This window comes from Quyinboa mangrovi (assembly GCF_042219825.1).
In the GTDB taxonomy this organism is placed as follows: domain Bacteria; phylum Bacteroidota; class Bacteroidia; order Bacteroidales; family UBA5342; genus JBHJHP01.
Genome location: NZ_JBHJHQ010000010.1, coordinates 223145 through 238171 on the forward strand (window position 1 = coordinate 223145; position 15027 = coordinate 238171).

The 15027-nt window shown below is 38.4% G+C and carries 16 protein-coding genes and 1 tRNA gene; 5 read left to right on the top strand and 12 right to left on the bottom strand.

Features of this window, described 5'->3' with window-relative positions:
• Nucleotides 1-54 precede the first annotated feature (54 nt).
• The gene (locus ACE1ET_RS19640; protein ID WP_375730133.1) at nt 55-1074 is read right to left on the bottom strand and encodes a glutamine synthetase beta-grasp domain-containing protein; all 1020 of its coding nucleotides are present in this window, start codon (nt 1072-1074) and stop codon (nt 55-57) included.
• 515 nt (nt 1075-1589) lie between these two features.
• On the opposite strand from ACE1ET_RS19640, the gene ACE1ET_RS19645 reads away from it, so the two are divergent.
• A complete protein-coding gene (locus tag ACE1ET_RS19645) occupies nt 1590-2012 on the top strand; it encodes a PKD domain-containing protein (RefSeq protein WP_375730134.1) in 423 nt (140 codons plus the stop codon).
• A gap of 3 nt (nt 2013-2015) precedes the next feature.
• Here ACE1ET_RS19645 and ACE1ET_RS19650 read toward each other — a convergent pair whose 3' ends face one another.
• From ACE1ET_RS19650 to rsfS, 8 genes are all read right to left on the bottom strand, one after another.
• Nucleotides 2016-3578 carry an Rne/Rng family ribonuclease gene (locus ACE1ET_RS19650; RefSeq protein ID WP_375730135.1) on the bottom strand — a complete coding sequence of 521 codons (1563 nt, stop codon included), beginning with the start codon at nt 3576-3578 and terminating at the stop codon, nt 2016-2018.
• A 232-nt stretch (nt 3579-3810) separates the two neighbouring features.
• Nucleotides 3811-4095: an HU family DNA-binding protein gene (locus ACE1ET_RS19655; protein ID WP_375719651.1), complete on the bottom strand. Its 285-nt coding sequence runs from the start codon at nt 4093-4095 to the stop codon at nt 3811-3813.
• Between the two features lie 119 nt (nt 4096-4214).
• Nucleotides 4215-4964: a CDP-alcohol phosphatidyltransferase family protein gene (locus ACE1ET_RS19660; RefSeq protein ID WP_375730136.1), complete on the bottom strand. Its 750-nt coding sequence runs from the start codon at nt 4962-4964 to the stop codon at nt 4215-4217.
• 2 nt (nt 4965-4966) lie between these two features.
• A complete protein-coding gene (locus ACE1ET_RS19665) occupies nt 4967-5623 on the bottom strand; it encodes a phosphatidylserine decarboxylase family protein (RefSeq protein ID WP_375730137.1) in 657 nt (218 codons plus the stop codon).
• Between the two features lie 4 nt (nt 5624-5627).
• Nucleotides 5628-6437 (bottom strand): phosphatidate cytidylyltransferase, encoded by an 810-nt coding sequence (locus ACE1ET_RS19670; RefSeq protein WP_375730138.1) that lies wholly within the window; start codon nt 6435-6437, stop codon nt 5628-5630.
• Nucleotides 6438-6440: 3 nt separating this feature from the next.
• The gene (locus ACE1ET_RS19675) at nt 6441-7082 is read right to left on the bottom strand and encodes a LutC/YkgG family protein (protein ID WP_375730139.1); all 642 of its coding nucleotides are present in this window, start codon (nt 7080-7082) and stop codon (nt 6441-6443) included.
• Nucleotides 7082-9208 carry an ATP-dependent zinc metalloprotease FtsH gene (gene ftsH / locus ACE1ET_RS19680; RefSeq protein WP_375730140.1) on the bottom strand — a complete coding sequence of 709 codons (2127 nt, stop codon included), beginning with the start codon at nt 9206-9208 and terminating at the stop codon, nt 7082-7084. Before ftsH ends, ACE1ET_RS19675 begins: the two co-directional genes overlap by 1 nt.
• A 2-nt stretch (nt 9209-9210) precedes the next feature.
• Nucleotides 9211-9570 carry a ribosome silencing factor gene (rsfS, locus tag ACE1ET_RS19685; protein WP_375730141.1) on the bottom strand — a complete coding sequence of 120 codons (360 nt, stop codon included), beginning with the start codon at nt 9568-9570 and terminating at the stop codon, nt 9211-9213.
• A 153-nt stretch (nt 9571-9723) separates the two neighbouring features.
• Between rsfS and folB the strand changes: the two genes are divergently transcribed.
• Complete coding sequence (gene folB / locus ACE1ET_RS19690) at nt 9724-10074, top strand: dihydroneopterin aldolase (RefSeq protein WP_375730142.1); 351 nt, start codon at nt 9724-9726, stop codon at nt 10072-10074.
• Here the strand turns inward: folB and ACE1ET_RS19695 are convergent.
• From ACE1ET_RS19695 to ACE1ET_RS19705, 3 genes are read right to left on the bottom strand one after another with little or no spacing between them, the layout of a single operon-like run.
• Nucleotides 10071-10775, bottom strand: a complete 705-nt coding sequence (locus ACE1ET_RS19695; RefSeq protein WP_375730143.1) for a YjjG family noncanonical pyrimidine nucleotidase — start codon at nt 10773-10775, stop codon at nt 10071-10073. The genes folB and ACE1ET_RS19695 overlap by 4 nt on opposite strands.
• On the bottom strand, nt 10762-11463 hold the full coding sequence (gene rsmI / locus ACE1ET_RS19700; RefSeq protein WP_375730144.1) for a 16S rRNA (cytidine(1402)-2'-O)-methyltransferase: 702 nt from the start codon (nt 11461-11463) through the stop codon (nt 10762-10764). The genes ACE1ET_RS19695 and rsmI overlap by 14 nt, the downstream gene beginning before the upstream one ends.
• A gap of 3 nt (nt 11464-11466) precedes the next feature.
• Nucleotides 11467-12291 carry a hypothetical protein gene (locus ACE1ET_RS19705; protein WP_375730145.1) on the bottom strand — a complete coding sequence of 275 codons (825 nt, stop codon included), beginning with the start codon at nt 12289-12291 and terminating at the stop codon, nt 11467-11469.
• Between the two features lie 111 nt (nt 12292-12402).
• On the opposite strand from ACE1ET_RS19705, the gene ACE1ET_RS19710 reads away from it, so the two are divergent.
• The 3 genes from ACE1ET_RS19710 to ACE1ET_RS19720 all read left to right on the top strand — a co-directional run bounded on the left by ACE1ET_RS19710 (nt 12403) and on the right by ACE1ET_RS19720 (nt 14372).
• Nucleotides 12403-13014 carry a thymidine kinase gene (locus ACE1ET_RS19710; RefSeq protein ID WP_375730146.1) on the top strand — a complete coding sequence of 204 codons (612 nt, stop codon included), beginning with the start codon at nt 12403-12405 and terminating at the stop codon, nt 13012-13014.
• Nucleotides 13015-13021: 7 nt separating this feature from the next.
• Nucleotides 13022-14161: an AI-2E family transporter gene (locus ACE1ET_RS19715; protein WP_375730147.1), complete on the top strand. Its 1140-nt coding sequence runs from the start codon at nt 13022-13024 to the stop codon at nt 14159-14161.
• Between the two features lie 122 nt (nt 14162-14283).
• A tRNA-Ser gene (locus ACE1ET_RS19720) sits at nt 14284-14372 on the top strand.
• Nucleotides 14373-15027 lie beyond the last annotated feature (655 nt).

The window sequence follows — 15027 nt, forward strand, 5'->3', positions numbered from 1 at the left end:
AAAAAGCTGCCTCAAAAGGCAGCTTTTTTACTTTTATATCGACTAATAACTTAATTACAATCCTTTAACCGCTTTGCTGGTAGTTTTAATAATTACAGCAGCAATTTTGTATGGATCACCATTTGAAGCAGGACGACGGTCTTCTAAACGACCTTTCCATCCATTTTCAATTGTTCCAACCGGAATACGAATTGAAGCACCGCGGTCAGAAACACCATAACTGAAATCAGTAATTGCAGCTGTTTCATGTTTACCTGTCAAACGTTGATCGTTGTGCGCACCGTAAACATCGATATGCTCTTTAATGTTTTTACCAAATTCTTCACAAATTGCAGTAAATACATTTTTGTCTCCACAAGATCTCATTAAACCGTTAGAGAAGTTAGCGTGCATACCTGATCCATTCCAGTCAAGATCTTTACCTAATGGTTTTGGATGCCAGTTTACAACAACACCATATTTTTCTGCAATTTTTTCCAGGAAATAACGTCCGAGCCAAATCTGATCCCCGGCACTATGTGCACCTTTTGCAAATATCTGGAATTCCCACTGTCCGGCAGCAACTTCAGCGTTGATACCTTCAATATTCAAACCAGCTTCTAAACAAACATCAAAATGCTCTTCAACAATTTCGCGACCAAATGCATTCTGAGCACCAATACCGCAATAATATGGTCCCTGGGGCGCAGGATAACCATCAGCAGGAAATCCAAGAGGTTTATTGGTTTGCGGATCCATCAGGAAATATTCCTGCTCAAATCCGAACCAGAAGTCTTCATCGTCGTCATCAATATGAGCACGACCATTAGACTCATGCGGAGTTCCATCAGCATTCAGCACCTCAGTCATAACAGCGTAAGTATTTTTACGTGTTGGGTCAGCGCAAATTGCCACTGGCTTAAGTAAAAGGTCAGATGAGCCACCAGTAGCTTGTTCTGTAGATGAACCATCGAAGGACCATACGGGGCAATCCTCCAATTTACCGCTAAAGTTTTCTTCTACTCTCGTTTTAGCCCTTAATGACTGAGTTGGCTTGTATCCGTCAAGCCAGATATACTCCAATTTTGTCTTCATAATCTTTTATTTTATGTCATTTTAATATCTGGATGCAAAAATAGATATTTTTTTGTAAATACATAAAATTTAAAATACTTTATGCAAATTTCAAGGTTCAAATTAAAAAAACTGTCTTTAATCCGCCATACACCCTATATTTTTTAAGCAGCACTCATTCTTTAAATACAGTTTTTTCAAATTCTGCCAGGTATCCATTACAATGTTAACCATTAAAACCACGACTATATCAATGTCATTTTTCAAACTTTAAAGCAAATTAATTATCAATATGTCACCAAAATACATCTTTCTGATAGACTGAAGAATCAAAACTCTTACATTTTTCAACTCCCCCATTATTTTGTAAGAATAATGCAATCTTGCATGCTTTCAAAACAATATATCACGATACAATTAACACAATAGAAACAAACATATACCTAATTCATAATTTAGAGTTAATTTAACATGTATTTCTATTGCATTTAATAATATTTTTTGATAATTTTGAGCAACACTTAATACTGACGCACATGCATAGATTATACCTTATTATTATTCTCTCATTAATAGCTCTATTGAAGGTTTCCGGCCAAATTAACTTTAATGCATTTATGTACAATGATCAGGAAACTGTAAAATTCATTAATCTAACACAACATGAAAGCTCAGATCCATACATGTTGTTTTACTGGAAATTAGGTGATGGAAATGAAGGATTTGCAGGCAGTGAACTTATACATTTCTATGAGGCTGCAGGAATGTACAAGGTGACACTTATTGGCATAAAAAAAAGTGGTATAAGAGATACATTTCAACAGGAGTTTAAGATCCCGGGTGGTCTGGAACTTTTATCCGAAGAAACTGAAATTAAAAAACGGAGTATCGCACAGGACTTATCAAACCTGAAACAGATTGACCTGATTAAAGAAGAGAATAATGAAACAGATCTCTGATTGTTAATCCATCTCTTCCTTCAAATCAATATCTTCCATATTTTTATCGTAGAATTTATACTGGAGAAATGCAAAAGATTCTATAGGCTTAACTTTAATCTTTGATGTATATTTTTTTCTCCAGTTTCTGAGGACCGAAAAGAATCCTTTTGTAATGTATGCATAAACATACGGATGAATTTCCAGCTGAAACTCTTTTACTTTGAGCGTATTTACAAGATAATCAATTTTGCCTTCCAACTGGTCCACAAATAAGATAGATGGCCTTATCTCTCCTTTTCCAAAACAACTCGGACATGTTTCGTCAGTTTCCTTATGCATTTCAGGTCTTACACGCTGACGCGTTATTTGCAACAAACCAAATTTGCTTAAGGGCAAAATCTGATGCTTTGTACGATCCTGAGCCATGGCAGTCTTGATACGCTCAAAAACCTTCTGCTTATGTTCAGAACCGTGCATATCAATAAAATCAACCACGATAATACCGCCCATGTCTCTTAATCGCAACTGACGTGCAATCTCATCTGCCGCTGCAAGGTTTACCTCAAGGGCGTTTGTTTCCTGATTCTGTCCGCTACGGGATCTGTTACCACTATTGACATCTATGACATGCAATGCCTCGGTATGCTCGATGATAAGATATGCACCGTTTTTAAAGGAGACGGTCTTTCCAAAAGAAGACTTGATTTGCTTGGTGACACCAAACTGATCAAAAATGGGAGCATCTCCCTTATAGAGCTTAACAATCTTTTCCTGTCCTGATGATATTATGGAAACAAAATCCCTAACCTCGTTATAGACAGCTTTGTCATTTATATAAATATTGGAGAATTCAGGATTAAGAATATCCCTCAGGATTGCAGATGTTCGACCAACCTCTTCATAGATACACTGTGGCGATTTAGCTTTGGTGAGCGCCTCTACAGTTTCTTCCCAACGTTTTACAAGCGTTTTCAGCTCTTTATCCAAATCCGCCACCTTAATACCCTCGGCAACTGTCCGTATAATAACACCAAAATTGTTGGGTTTAATGCTTTGAACCAGTTTTTTTAACCGACTTTTCTCCTCCACAGAATTAATCTTCTGTGAGACCGATATCCGGTTCGAAAAGGGCATTAAAACCATGTATCTTCCGGCTATTGATAATTCTGACGTAAGACGCGGCCCCTTGGTAGAGATAGGTTCTTTGGCAATCTGAACAACAATCTCCATTCCATTCTTCATCACAGAGCCAATGGAACCATTCTTATCAATATCTGATTCGTTTCTGAATTTCTGAAGCGACGGACCTTTTTTAGAGCCTGACTGCAGGGAGATAAATTTTTTAAGTGAACTGAACTGAGGTCCGAGATCGAGATAATGCAAAAATGCATCTTTTTCGTAACCCACATCGACAAAAGCAGCATTCAATCCAGGCATGATCTTTTTAACCTTTCCAAGGTGTATATCTCCCACCGAGAATTTTACATCTCTTTGTTCGGTACTGAGTTCAACCAGCCTTTTATCTTCTAATAATGCTATTGATATGTCTTTTGACGATACGTCAATTATGAGCTCACTGTTCACGTTTTAATTTTTCAGCCGTTTTAACAAATGGTTCGACTACTTAAAAAAAGAACAAACTCTATGCATAAAGTTTGTTCTTAAGATCTTTATCTCACATAAGAGAAATAACAGGAGTTATTTCTTCTTCTTATGTCTGTTTTTTCTAAGTCTTTTTTTACGCTTATGCGTAGACATCTTATGTCTTTTCCTCTTTTTCCCGCTAGGCATAGCTTATACTTTTAACTTGAAATAATTACTTTACTGTATCTTTAACCTGTGTAATGAAAGTCTTTGCAGGTTTGAAAGAAGGTACATAATGAGCAGGAATCTTAATCGTAACACCTTTTGAAATATTACGGGCAGTTTTCTCAGCTCTTTTCTTAACGATAAAGCTACCGAATCCCCTTAAATATACGTTATTTCCGTCAGCCAGGGAACCTTTTACAGTTTCCATAAAAGCCTCTACAGTTTTCAAAACTGTCATCTTCTCAATCCCTGTATTTTTTGAAATCTCGTTGACAATATCAGCTTTAGTCATCTTTAATAATTTTATTTAGTTATACTTACAGATTCCTGTTATTTTTGAGCATGCAAATATATATCTTTTATCCTACAGCACAAAAAGTAAATCCTTATTTTTTTACAAAAACAAAAAAATCAGCCATTTAGCCTACTTTCTTTGCTAAAAATATTTAAAATCACAGATAATATTATATAAAACGGAATAATTACCGTAAAACTCTTCAGTCCCCAAAACATAAGTGCAAAAAGACCAGCGATTAGCAAAAGAAACCGATACCAGTTTTCACTGAAGCGAAATGATTTAAATTTTAAAGCAAATAAATTAATTGGTAAAACCAGCATGATGGCAGAAAACAAAAAAACCACAGCCAGCAAGCCCTTCAAAAACATGCCATTATCTGCAAAAACGGCTCCCTGTGATTTAATAAATAAAATAAATGCAATAACAAATAATGTATTCGCCGGTGTTGGTAATCCTATAAAATGTGATTTCTGGTTCTTGTCTATATTGAATTTTGCCAGTCGTAAAGCAGAACCCACCGCGATTAACAACGGCAAACATATGACTGCCAAATCTATAAACCTCATAAGTGATACCTGGTCAATGTCGTGCAAGCCAATTACACTGGCAGTAAAAACTGTTGCTGCAGCGGCAGGCACAACCCCAAAACTTACCATATCCGACAGGCTGTCGAGCTGAACGCCAAACTCAGAAGTTGCATGCAGTAATCTGGCTGCAAAGCCATCGGTAAAATCAAAAAATGCAGCCACCAATATTGCAATCATTGCACTTTTAAAATCGGTATTGAACACAAAAAACAATGCTGTAATACCTGACAGCAATGAAAACATGGTTAGTATGCTTGGAATACTTTTACGTAACATTTTCAGAATTTTGTAATTTGGCTTATGCCTCCTTTAACACGATCACCAACAGCAACATCCAGCGGTGTACCTACCGGTAGTATCAAATCTACCCTTGACCCGAACTTAATAAAGCCCATGTCCTTATTCTGCACCGCTATTTCACCTTCTTTGGCATAGGTAACAATGCGTCTTGCCATAGCACCTGCAATCTGACGAATCATAACCTCCCTGCCCGGTTCAAATTCCAGTACAATCGTGGCGCGTTCATTCTCGGTGCTGGCCTTAGGTAAAAATGCTGCATAAAATCGTCCTGAATGATGCCTGTAATAACGCACGAGTCCGTTTATAGGCCACCTGTTAACATGCACACTTGAAATGGACATAAATATAGATACCTGTAACCGTTTATCCTTGAAATATTCAGGTTCAAAAACCTCTTCGATTACAACAACTCTTCCGTCAGCAGGCGAGATAAGTTTTTGTTCGTGGTGCACAAAATCCCGGTTTGGATTTCGAAAAAAAAGAGATACAAATATGAAGAATAGTATTGATGCCGTTGTGGTCAATGATTTAGCCACCTCATTGGATGAATAAATGGCAATGGCCAGATTGACCATTAATAGGATCAACAAAAACACCAGTAAAATAGTCCTTCCTTCTTTGTGAATCTTAATCATTCCTTCACTGAATTATTACCAATAACATTGAAACAGCCGGTAATGCAAAAATAAAACTATCCAGCCTGTCAAGTATTCCCCCGTGCCCCGGTATAATGTTACCAGAATCTTTTATACCTGCTTCTCTTTTGAACCTTGACTCAACAAGGTCTCCTAAATTTGCTGCAATTATAGCAATTAAAATAAATATCTCAAACTCAACCAATTCAAATCCGTTTACCCAATTGAACCTGTGAACCAGAATCCCTGCAATAACAGACATTACAGCACCACCAATCAGCCCTTCCCATGATTTTTTAGGCGAAACGGAAGGCATTAGCTTATGCTTACCAAAAGATACCCCGAAAAGATATGCAAAAGAATCATTTACCCAAATGATAATAAACAACAAAAGCAGGTTGTTTGATGTAAATCCCCACTGGTTTCCAAACCATACCGGAATAAGCGCAAAGGGAATACCTACATAAATGATTGAAAATGTAAGCAGAGACTTATTCGGTTTCATATGAGGACGTGTAAATAAGAAAAGGGACAGCATGATTACAATGGTACCAGCTCCGCCAGCTAAAAAACTTACTATATCCGGATCATGACGCATTAAATGCATGGCCACAAAAAGCACAAGTGCCAACAATGAAGTTGATATAAACGTTCCCCGGGAAAAAGTTTCATCAGACATTTTCTGAAACTCCCATATCCCAAGGATCATAAGCAAAGGAAAAACAATATAGCCTACCTGATAGTACCGGGTGGCCAAATAGATAATCGCAACATATACGATACCGGAAAGTGTCCGGACCAATAAATTTTTCATTTGCTAAGCCTGTTTTGAATGGTTTGAAATCATTTCATTATCAGGCAACAAAAATACAATTAGTTTTTTTGGTCCGTGCGCTCCAAGCACTAAAGTTTTTTCAATATCTGCGGTTCTGCTGGGGCCTGTTATAAGTGAAATCATGGATGGCAGGGCTTCATGTTTCATCTTTATTGCATCCAAACCATCTTTAATAAAAGGAACTAACTGACTGGAGTAAGCAACAACAAAAAGCACCGGAGGGAAAACGTGGTTTCTTCTGTTTCCACCACTTTTTGAAGAAACCAATACCGATCCGGTGGATGCAATCAATGCTTCACAAGGCACTATAAATGCATCATCATTATCAGCCGTTGATTTATATGATAATCCGGTTTGACTGGCTAAAGTTTCTGAACTACATGTAACGTCAGCTATTTCTTCCTCACTCAAATGAGATTTAACCTTTTCAACCAGTTCTTTATAGGACGATAACTTATAAAAAACCCCACTGACTTTCTCAATCTGTTTTTTAAACTCTGCACTTAAATCTTCATCAATTGATACAAGCTCATTCTTATTCCAGTCCGGTTCCTCAACATCAAAAAGCTTTTTACCGGATGAAACCTGACGGATACGATTTAATATGCTGTCTTTGGAACTCATCAGGATTCAGCAGTTTTCTCCTTTCCTTCCTCCTTACTTTCTTCAAGTCCCGGTGTTTCTTTAACTGTACTGTCTGTTTCTTTTGGAGTCTTTTTTGCAGCAGAAGCCGTCTTCAATTTTTTTGTCTTAGAAGTGCTTTTACTTACACCATCAATTTCCTTTTTTGGTGAGGAATACTTCACCATTTCTTTTTTCCATGGGCGTTCTCCAAATATCTCCACCATATCTTCAGTAAAGATTACTTCTTTCTCAAGTAACTTTTCTGCCAGCTTCTTGTGTCCTTCTTTATTTTTGGTCAAAATATCCTTTGCTCTCTGATATTGCTCGTCAACCAGCTTTTTAACCTCAACATCTATTGATTCAGCCGTTTTCTCACTATATGGTTTTGTAAAGCTGTATTCACCACCCATAGAATCATAGTAACTGATGTTACCTATAATATCACTCATTCCAAGATAAGAAACCATGCCGTAAGCCGATTTGGTAACACGTTCAAGGTCGTTAAGCGCTCCTGACGAAATCCGGCCAAATACAATATCCTCTGCAGCGCGTCCTCCCAAAGTAGAACACATTTCGTCAAGCAACTGCTCTTTGGTGGTTAACTGACGTTCCTCCGGCAGATACCAGGCAGCACCTAAAGCTTTCCCACGTGGTACAATGGTTACCTTAACCAATGGATGCGCATATTCAAGCAACCAGCTAACTGTAGCATGACCTGCTTCATGATATGCAATGGCTTTCTTTTCATCCATTGTGATGATTTTGTTACGCTTTTCAAGACCACCTATGATCCTGTCAACGGCATCAAGAAAGTCCTGCCTTTGGATTACTTTTTTCTCCTTACGTGCTGCAATCAACGCGGCCTCGTTACATACATTGGCAATGTCCGCACCCGAAAAGCCAGGTGTCTGTTTAGCCATTAATTCTGAATCAACTGATTCATCAATTTTTAACGGACGTAAATGAACCTGAAATATTTCTTTACGTTCATTCAGATCCGGTAATTCCACATGAATCTGGCGATCGAAACGCCCTGCCCGCATCAGTGCCTTATCCAGAATATCTGCCCTGTTGGTTGCTGCCAGAATGATAACACCACTATTGGTATCAAAACCATCCATTTCAGTCAATAACTGGTTCAGTGTATTTTCGCGTTCATCATTCGAACTCATATTTGGTGTTTTTCCCCTTGCACGACCAATGGCATCAATCTCATCGATAAATACGATACAAGGTGCCTTCTCTTTAGCCTGTTTGAACAAATCACGCACCCGTGACGCACCAACACCTACGAACATTTCCACAAAATCGGATCCTGAAAGAGAAAAGAAAGGTACGTTAGCTTCACCTGCCACCGCACGTGCGAGTAATGTTTTACCGGTTCCGGGAGGGCCTACCAGCAGGGCTCCTTTAGGGATCTTACCACCCAGTTCCGTATATTTCTGCGGACTTTTCAGGAACGAAACAATCTCTTCCACTTCCTGTTTGGCTTCAGCAAGCCCCGCAACATCATTAAAGTTAATCTTGATATTTGATTCCCGGTCAAACAATTTAGCTTTTGATTTCCCTACACTAAAAATTCCGCCTGGTCCGCCACCAGCCTGTGACGACATACGCCGCATAATGTAAAACCACAGAACTATTAAGACAATGAAAGGCAGAAAACTCAGAAAACTTCCCCAGTATTCAGGCTGCTCTTCGTAACGTATATCTGTTAATTTATCGTCTTTATTCTGTTCGTTGGCAGCATCCACATCGTTGGTAAGAATTTCTACACTCGGAATCTTTACTGTGTAATGTGGTCCGGGCGTTTTATCATTGCCATCTTTGATATATTCGCTGATCTTTTCAGGCTTCAGATAAATCTCTGCTTTATCCTGATTCGTGATAACATCTATTCTTTTAATGGCATTATCTTTAAGAATGGTATTTTTAAATGTACCATAAGCCATTGAATTTGAATCGGAGCCATTCCCATATACACTTAATACCACAAGAAAAATGGCGATGAGACCATAGATCCAGTAAAGATTAAATTTAGGTTTCATCGGAGGCATCTTGTCTCCGGGTTTTGGCCTCGACCCGCCAGCTGAAGGTCTTCGTTGTGAATTATTATTTTCTTCCATAATTAATAAATATCCTCTATCCATGTTATATCTGCATCTGCCCAAAGAGATTCAATTTTATAAAATTGGCGCGGCTCTCTTTGAAACACATGCACTATTAAGTTACCGTAATCTACCGCTATCCATTCTGAATTTTTAAATCCGTCCTTATTGATGGGCTTATCATCAATTTGCTTACGGACATAATCTATAACAGAATCTGCAACTGCGTTCACATGAGTTGTAGAATCACCTTCACAAATAACGAAATATGAACAAACAGAATTTTCCAGTTTAGTCATATCCACCACCGCAATTCGTTTTCCTTTTTTTTCCTGTATCCCTTCTACTACTTTTTGAACAAGCAAATCAGCCTCTGCCATATAAAATTTAGAATTTAACTCCTTTATTAACAAATTCCATGCAAAGATAGTTTTTATGACAAAAAATAGTGGTATTAAAATTCTTTAAAACCTATTTAGATTGGTAGTCGTATCAAATTAGCTTAATTTTGCAACCTGATTTTTTAAGAAAAGATGGGAATAATTGAACTTGAAAACATGGAGTTTTTCGCTTTTCACGGCTGTTTCAGGGAAGAGCAGGTGGTTGGAAACTCCTTTATGGTGAATGTAAGGATGGAAGGTGATTTCAGTGTTCCTGCTGAGAGTGACAATATTGCAGATGCCGTAAACTACCAGATCATTTTTAACCTGGTGAAAGAACAAATGTCTGTAACTTCACACTTACTGGAACATGTGGCAAAACGAATTCTGGATGCGATTTATGCAAAATATCCTGATTTAGTCAAAGCTTCGGTCAAAGTATCCAAGGTAAATCCACCACTTGGTGGTCAGACACAACAGGTTAGCGTAACGCTCTCGCGTTAAAAAATTTCGAGAAGCTCGTCCAGTTTTTTTATGGTCCAGGTGGCCAAACCATGATTTTCGGGTAGTTTACTGTAATCAAAATACACCTGATCCATGCCAAAAGATTTGGCACCTTCAATGTCAGCCTCAATATTATCGCCAATCATCACACTTTCTGACTTTCTGGCATTCACCGACTTCACCGCATATTCAAATATCACACGGGATGGTTTCTGCGCCTTCACTTCTTCTGAAAGAACTACCTTTTTAAAGTATGGCGCCAACCCCGTTAAATCCATTTTCCGGTTCTGGACTTCAACAAAACCATTTGAAATAATGTACAAATTGTAGCTTTCATGAAGCTTTTTTACCACGTTCAGGGCATTGTCCACCAGAATGTTTTTATCGGAACAGAACTGTAAAAAATCTTCTGCCAGTGACGTTGTCAGATCCTCATCACGAATATTCTTTACAGCCAGTGTTTCCCTGAAACGCCCGTATTTAACATCATCCTTCTTCAGTTTATTGACTTTATATTCGTTCCAGAGCCTGATATTAATCTCAGAGTATGCTGCAAAAAATTCATCGAAATTACTGAACCATTTACTGAGTTGATGCTTGTCAAAACACTCTTTTAGTGACATTAATGCGCAGGCATCAAAATCGAATAATGTATTATCCAGATCAAAAAAAAGATGTTTGTATTTTTTAGTCAACTTCATGTTTTTTTGCTTTTCCTGCACCTTCAACGCAAATTACAATTTCTCCTTTGGGCGGATTGTTCTCATAATATTCCCTGACCTCATCCAGCGTACCCCTTTTTACCTCTTCGTGAATTTTGCTGATCTCGCGGGACACCGAACATTTTCGGTCAGAACCGAACACATCTGCCATTTGCGATAATGCTTTTACAAGCCTGTGCGGCGATTCATAAAAGATCATTGTCCGGTCTTCTTCCGAAAGATTGGTCAGCATTTTCTGCCGTCCTTTTTTTTGTGGCAAAAAGCCTTCGAAGGTAAACCTGTCGTTTGGCAATCCCGACACCACCAGTGCCGGAATAAAGGCGGTGGAACCAGGTAAACACTCAATATCCACATCCTGCGTCACACATTCCCTAACCAACAAATAACCGGGATCGCTGATGGCCGGCATCCCGGCATCTGTTATTAAAGCAACACACGATCCGGCCTTTATGTTTCCTGCTATTCTTTCTACCGTTTGATGTTCATTAAATTTATGATGCGACTGCATCGGTGTCTGAATGTCATAATGTTTCAGTAACTTTCCTGACACACGGGTATCTTCAGCAAGAATCAGATCCGACTCTTTCAGCACACGAACTGCCCTGAACGACATATCTTCAAGGTTTCCGATGGGTGTTGGAACAACATATAATTTTCCGGAAGACATAGTTTATTTGTAACGACGGTTTACCAGAGACACAAAACGTCCGGTTGTTTCATCTTCAAAATCCCAATCAAAATGCTGAACCATATACTCCAGGGCACTATCAAATGAATCCAGCGTATTCAAGTCGTCCAGACTTTTAAAGAAACGATCCCTGTCGTTATTAAACAATTCCTTCTGAAACATAAACCGGTCATTTATATTTATGGCTCGTTTTAAATCTGCTATGGGCGAACCTTCCAGCCTGGCACTTATGGATCCTGAAATATCCTTTTTAATTCTGTCAATGACTTTTTCTCCGGCTTCGATTGTTTCTCCCAGAACTGTTACAGTCTTTTTCTTTGTGGTCACTATCTTACTTTCCCCTTCTTCTTCCGTTTCAACTTTCGAAACTTCTTCCTCCACTTCAATTATCGTTTCCGGTTCGGTTGCCACCGGTTCTTCTTTGCTTTCATTAAGTATTTCGGGTTGATCCTGAATTTCAGACACCGTTTCTTCCACAGCAACAGGTTCCGCTTTTATTTCCGGTTCTTTTTCTTCCGGCTCCTCTTCTACCACGGGTTTCGGCTCAGGCTCTTCTTCAACTTCCTTAACTTCCAGCTTTGGTTTTTCTTCGATCACAATTTCAATATCCGGTTCAGCAGGTTCATGAATAGCGACACGCACCTCGCCCGGAAGGATATCAATATTATCTTTTAACTGCTCAGCTTTACTTTTGGCAAGTTTTATAATCGGCTCCGGAATGTCACCATATCCTTCCATTCCCTCCAGCAAAAGCTGCAGCTCATTTATGTCTTTGTGAATGAGTTTTAATAAGGCACTTCTATCCATTTGAATATTTTTTCAGTCTCTTATAAATACGACCTAAAATTAAAATTATTTTTCCAAGCATAGTGTTTCTGGCTTTAAAATTATAATTTTGGTTGCTTTAAGCGATGTACAATGAATCTATTTTCGGAATCAGAAATTAACGATAAAACTGGTAATATTGAGGTGATCTGCGGGTCAATGTTCTCAGGTAAAACCGAAGAACTGATGCGTAGGATCAAACGGGCTGAATTTGCAAAGCAAAGTGTGATTATATTTAAACCGTCCATCGACAAACGGTATTCCGAAACCAAAGTGGTGTCGCACGACATGAAAGCAGTTCCGTGTATCTCGCTTACCAAAGCGGAACACATACTGGAAGAAGGTGCAACAGTGGATGTGGTTTGTATCGATGAAGCCCAGTTTTTCGATTCAGAATTAATTGAAATTTGTCAGAAACTGGCTAACAGGGGCAAAAGAGTAATTGTTGCAGGTCTGGATATGGACTTTAAAGGCGAACCTTTCGGTTCAATTCCGGGTTTACTGGCTGTGGCTGATCACGTGACAAAGCTTCATGCTATTTGCGTAAAATGCGGATCACTGGCCCAGTTTTCCCATCGCTTAACATTATCAAAACAGAGAATAATGTTGGGAGAAAAGGAACTTTACGAGCCCTTATGCCGTAAATGTTTTGGAAAAGCACAGAAAGACAGTGAGTCTCAAAAATCATTGACATTTAACGAATAATATAACCATGCATCCGAACTACGAAAAACCTTTTACCTTCGACCGGGTGGTCAGGATAGTAATAGGTGCGATAGTTATTATCGCATTATATCTTTTGGTCAACCATATAAGAGGAGCGCTTATTCCATTTTTTGTAGCCTGGCTTATTGCCTACCTGATGAATCCTGTTGTTAACTTTATACAGAATAAGGTAAATGTCAAATCAAGATTACTGTCTGTTCTGATCACGTTACTTCTTATTATAGGTATCCTGACAGGATTAATATACCTTTTGATTCAGCCGATTTCCGGAGAGGTGGAACACACCATTGCATTACTGAAAGATTATGCCGCCAGTAACCACGACTCCATACTGTTTCCTGACAACTGGGAAAAAAGTTTCAAAAAAATAATTGAGTTACCCGAAATACAGCAATACATTACCAATCAGGATTACGGGAAGTTACTGGAGCGGATAATGCCTTCAGCATGGAAAATATTTTCGGGCTCTGTAAATGCCGTATTATCCATCTTTGTGGTTTTCGTTATACTGCTTTACATCATTTTTATTCTTTTGGATTTCGATAAAATATCAACCGGCTGGATAAAACTGATTCCTGATAAATACAGGCATTTTATTGACAAGTTATCTGATGATCTGGAGGATGGAATGAACCGTTATTTCCGTGGCCAGTTTCTGATAGCAACCATCGTAGGTGTGCTGTTCAGCATCGGTTTCTCAATTATTGACCTGCCGCTGGCAATAGTGTTCGGTATTTTTGTAGGGCTGCTGAACCTGATTCCTTACCTGCAAATAATCAGTATTGTGCCTGCAACCTTACTGGTGTTACTCAAATCGCTTGAAACAGGACAACCTGTTTGGATCGTTGCACTTGCGGTTCTGATTGTTTATGCTGTCGTCCAGTCGTTTCAGGATGGATTTCTGGTTCCTAAAATCATGGGGAAACGTATGGGGCTGAATCCGGCAATTATCTTATTGTCGCTATCCATTTGGGGTGCATTACTGGGCATTGTAGGAATGATAATTGCATTACCTTTCACTACATTATTGATATCGTATTATAAAAGATTTATTCTTTATGAAGACGAACAGGGACACTCGATAGATACAGTTCCTGAAAAAACAAAACCTGATAAAGACTCTTAAATGACCTTTTTAATAAGGTAGTCAGAAAGTTTTCAATTAATTTTATGGTTGGAGTGTTAAAATTGAACCTAAATATTTGGTTTATTTAGATTCTGTTTTATACATTTGTCCACCCAATTTCAGGAGAGATGGGTGAGTGGCTGAAACCACCGGTTTGCTAAACCGGCGTACGGGTAATACTGTACCGGGGGTTCGAATCCCCCTCTCTCCGCTGAAATATATTACAACTCATTTCAAAGTCCGATAAGCTGCTGTTTATCGGACTTTTGTTTTTGTCCTGTATTTTCTATTTCTACATTCCGGTTTACAAGGCATTATTTATTCATTTGCCTACTCTGCAAGTTCCAAATAATCTAAAATAATTCTTCCCCTATTTTGCCCAATGCTTATTTAAAGTATAGCGTTGATACTTTTACATATCACTTTTTCGGTGTAAACAGTTTATGTCTGATTTATGATTTCAGAGCACCAACTTTCGGAATAAATTATTACTTTTAAATTTGAAACTTAAAATGCCTGGTTAACAAGGATGAATTTTATTGAATAGATTCAGAATTCGAAAACGTATTCTGAAAGTTACTTTATACCTCGCCGTACGATGTGGCTGAGATGGCGAAGCATTGAAATAGCAGAAATTTAGACCTGTTTTTCAAGCAAAAACCCGGGGAGCCGGGGAATCCGCCGGATGATGTTAAGATTTGATTATCTTTATTTAATAAAACTGATAAAACTTCAGCTTTATCGCCCGTATTGGATGGATAAGCTGAATAAATATCAGTATATATACTAGTTGGCAGCAATAGCAAAAGAAAAAAATTTACATTATTATGAATAGAATATTAGTTTTCACCGCATTCTTCCTATTC

Bases quoted from the DNA above. Each gene is read 5' to 3' on its own strand.
- ACE1ET_RS19640 (WP_375730133.1), bottom strand. From the start codon at position 1,074: ATGAAGACAAAATTGGAGTATATCTGGCTTGACGGATACAAGCCAACT.
- ACE1ET_RS19645 (WP_375730134.1), top strand. From the start codon at position 1,590: ATGCATAGATTATACCTTATTATTATTCTCTCATTAATAGCTCTATTG.
- ACE1ET_RS19655 (WP_375719651.1), bottom strand. From the start codon at position 4,095: ATGACTAAAGCTGATATTGTCAACGAGATTTCAAAAAATACAGGGATT.
- ACE1ET_RS19660 (WP_375730136.1), bottom strand. From the start codon at position 4,964: ATGTTACGTAAAAGTATTCCAAGCATACTAACCATGTTTTCATTGCTG.
- ACE1ET_RS19665 (WP_375730137.1), bottom strand. From the start codon at position 5,623: ATGATTAAGATTCACAAAGAAGGAAGGACTATTTTACTGGTGTTTTTG.
- ACE1ET_RS19670 (WP_375730138.1), bottom strand. From the start codon at position 6,437: ATGAAAAATTTATTGGTCCGGACACTTTCCGGTATCGTATATGTTGCG.
- ACE1ET_RS19675 (WP_375730139.1), bottom strand. From the start codon at position 7,082: ATGAGTTCCAAAGACAGCATATTAAATCGTATCCGTCAGGTTTCATCC.
- ftsH (WP_375730140.1), bottom strand. From the start codon at position 9,208: ATGGAAGAAAATAATAATTCACAACGAAGACCTTCAGCTGGCGGGTCG.
- rsfS (WP_375730141.1), bottom strand. From the start codon at position 9,570: ATGGCAGAGGCTGATTTGCTTGTTCAAAAAGTAGTAGAAGGGATACAG.
- folB (WP_375730142.1), top strand. From the start codon at position 9,724: ATGGGAATAATTGAACTTGAAAACATGGAGTTTTTCGCTTTTCACGGC.
- ACE1ET_RS19695 (WP_375730143.1), bottom strand. From the start codon at position 10,775: ATGAAGTTGACTAAAAAATACAAACATCTTTTTTTTGATCTGGATAAT.
- rsmI (WP_375730144.1), bottom strand. From the start codon at position 11,463: ATGTCTTCCGGAAAATTATATGTTGTTCCAACACCCATCGGAAACCTT.
- ACE1ET_RS19705 (WP_375730145.1), bottom strand. From the start codon at position 12,291: ATGGATAGAAGTGCCTTATTAAAACTCATTCACAAAGACATAAATGAG.
- ACE1ET_RS19710 (WP_375730146.1), top strand. From the start codon at position 12,403: ATGAATCTATTTTCGGAATCAGAAATTAACGATAAAACTGGTAATATT.
- ACE1ET_RS19715 (WP_375730147.1), top strand. From the start codon at position 13,022: ATGCATCCGAACTACGAAAAACCTTTTACCTTCGACCGGGTGGTCAGG.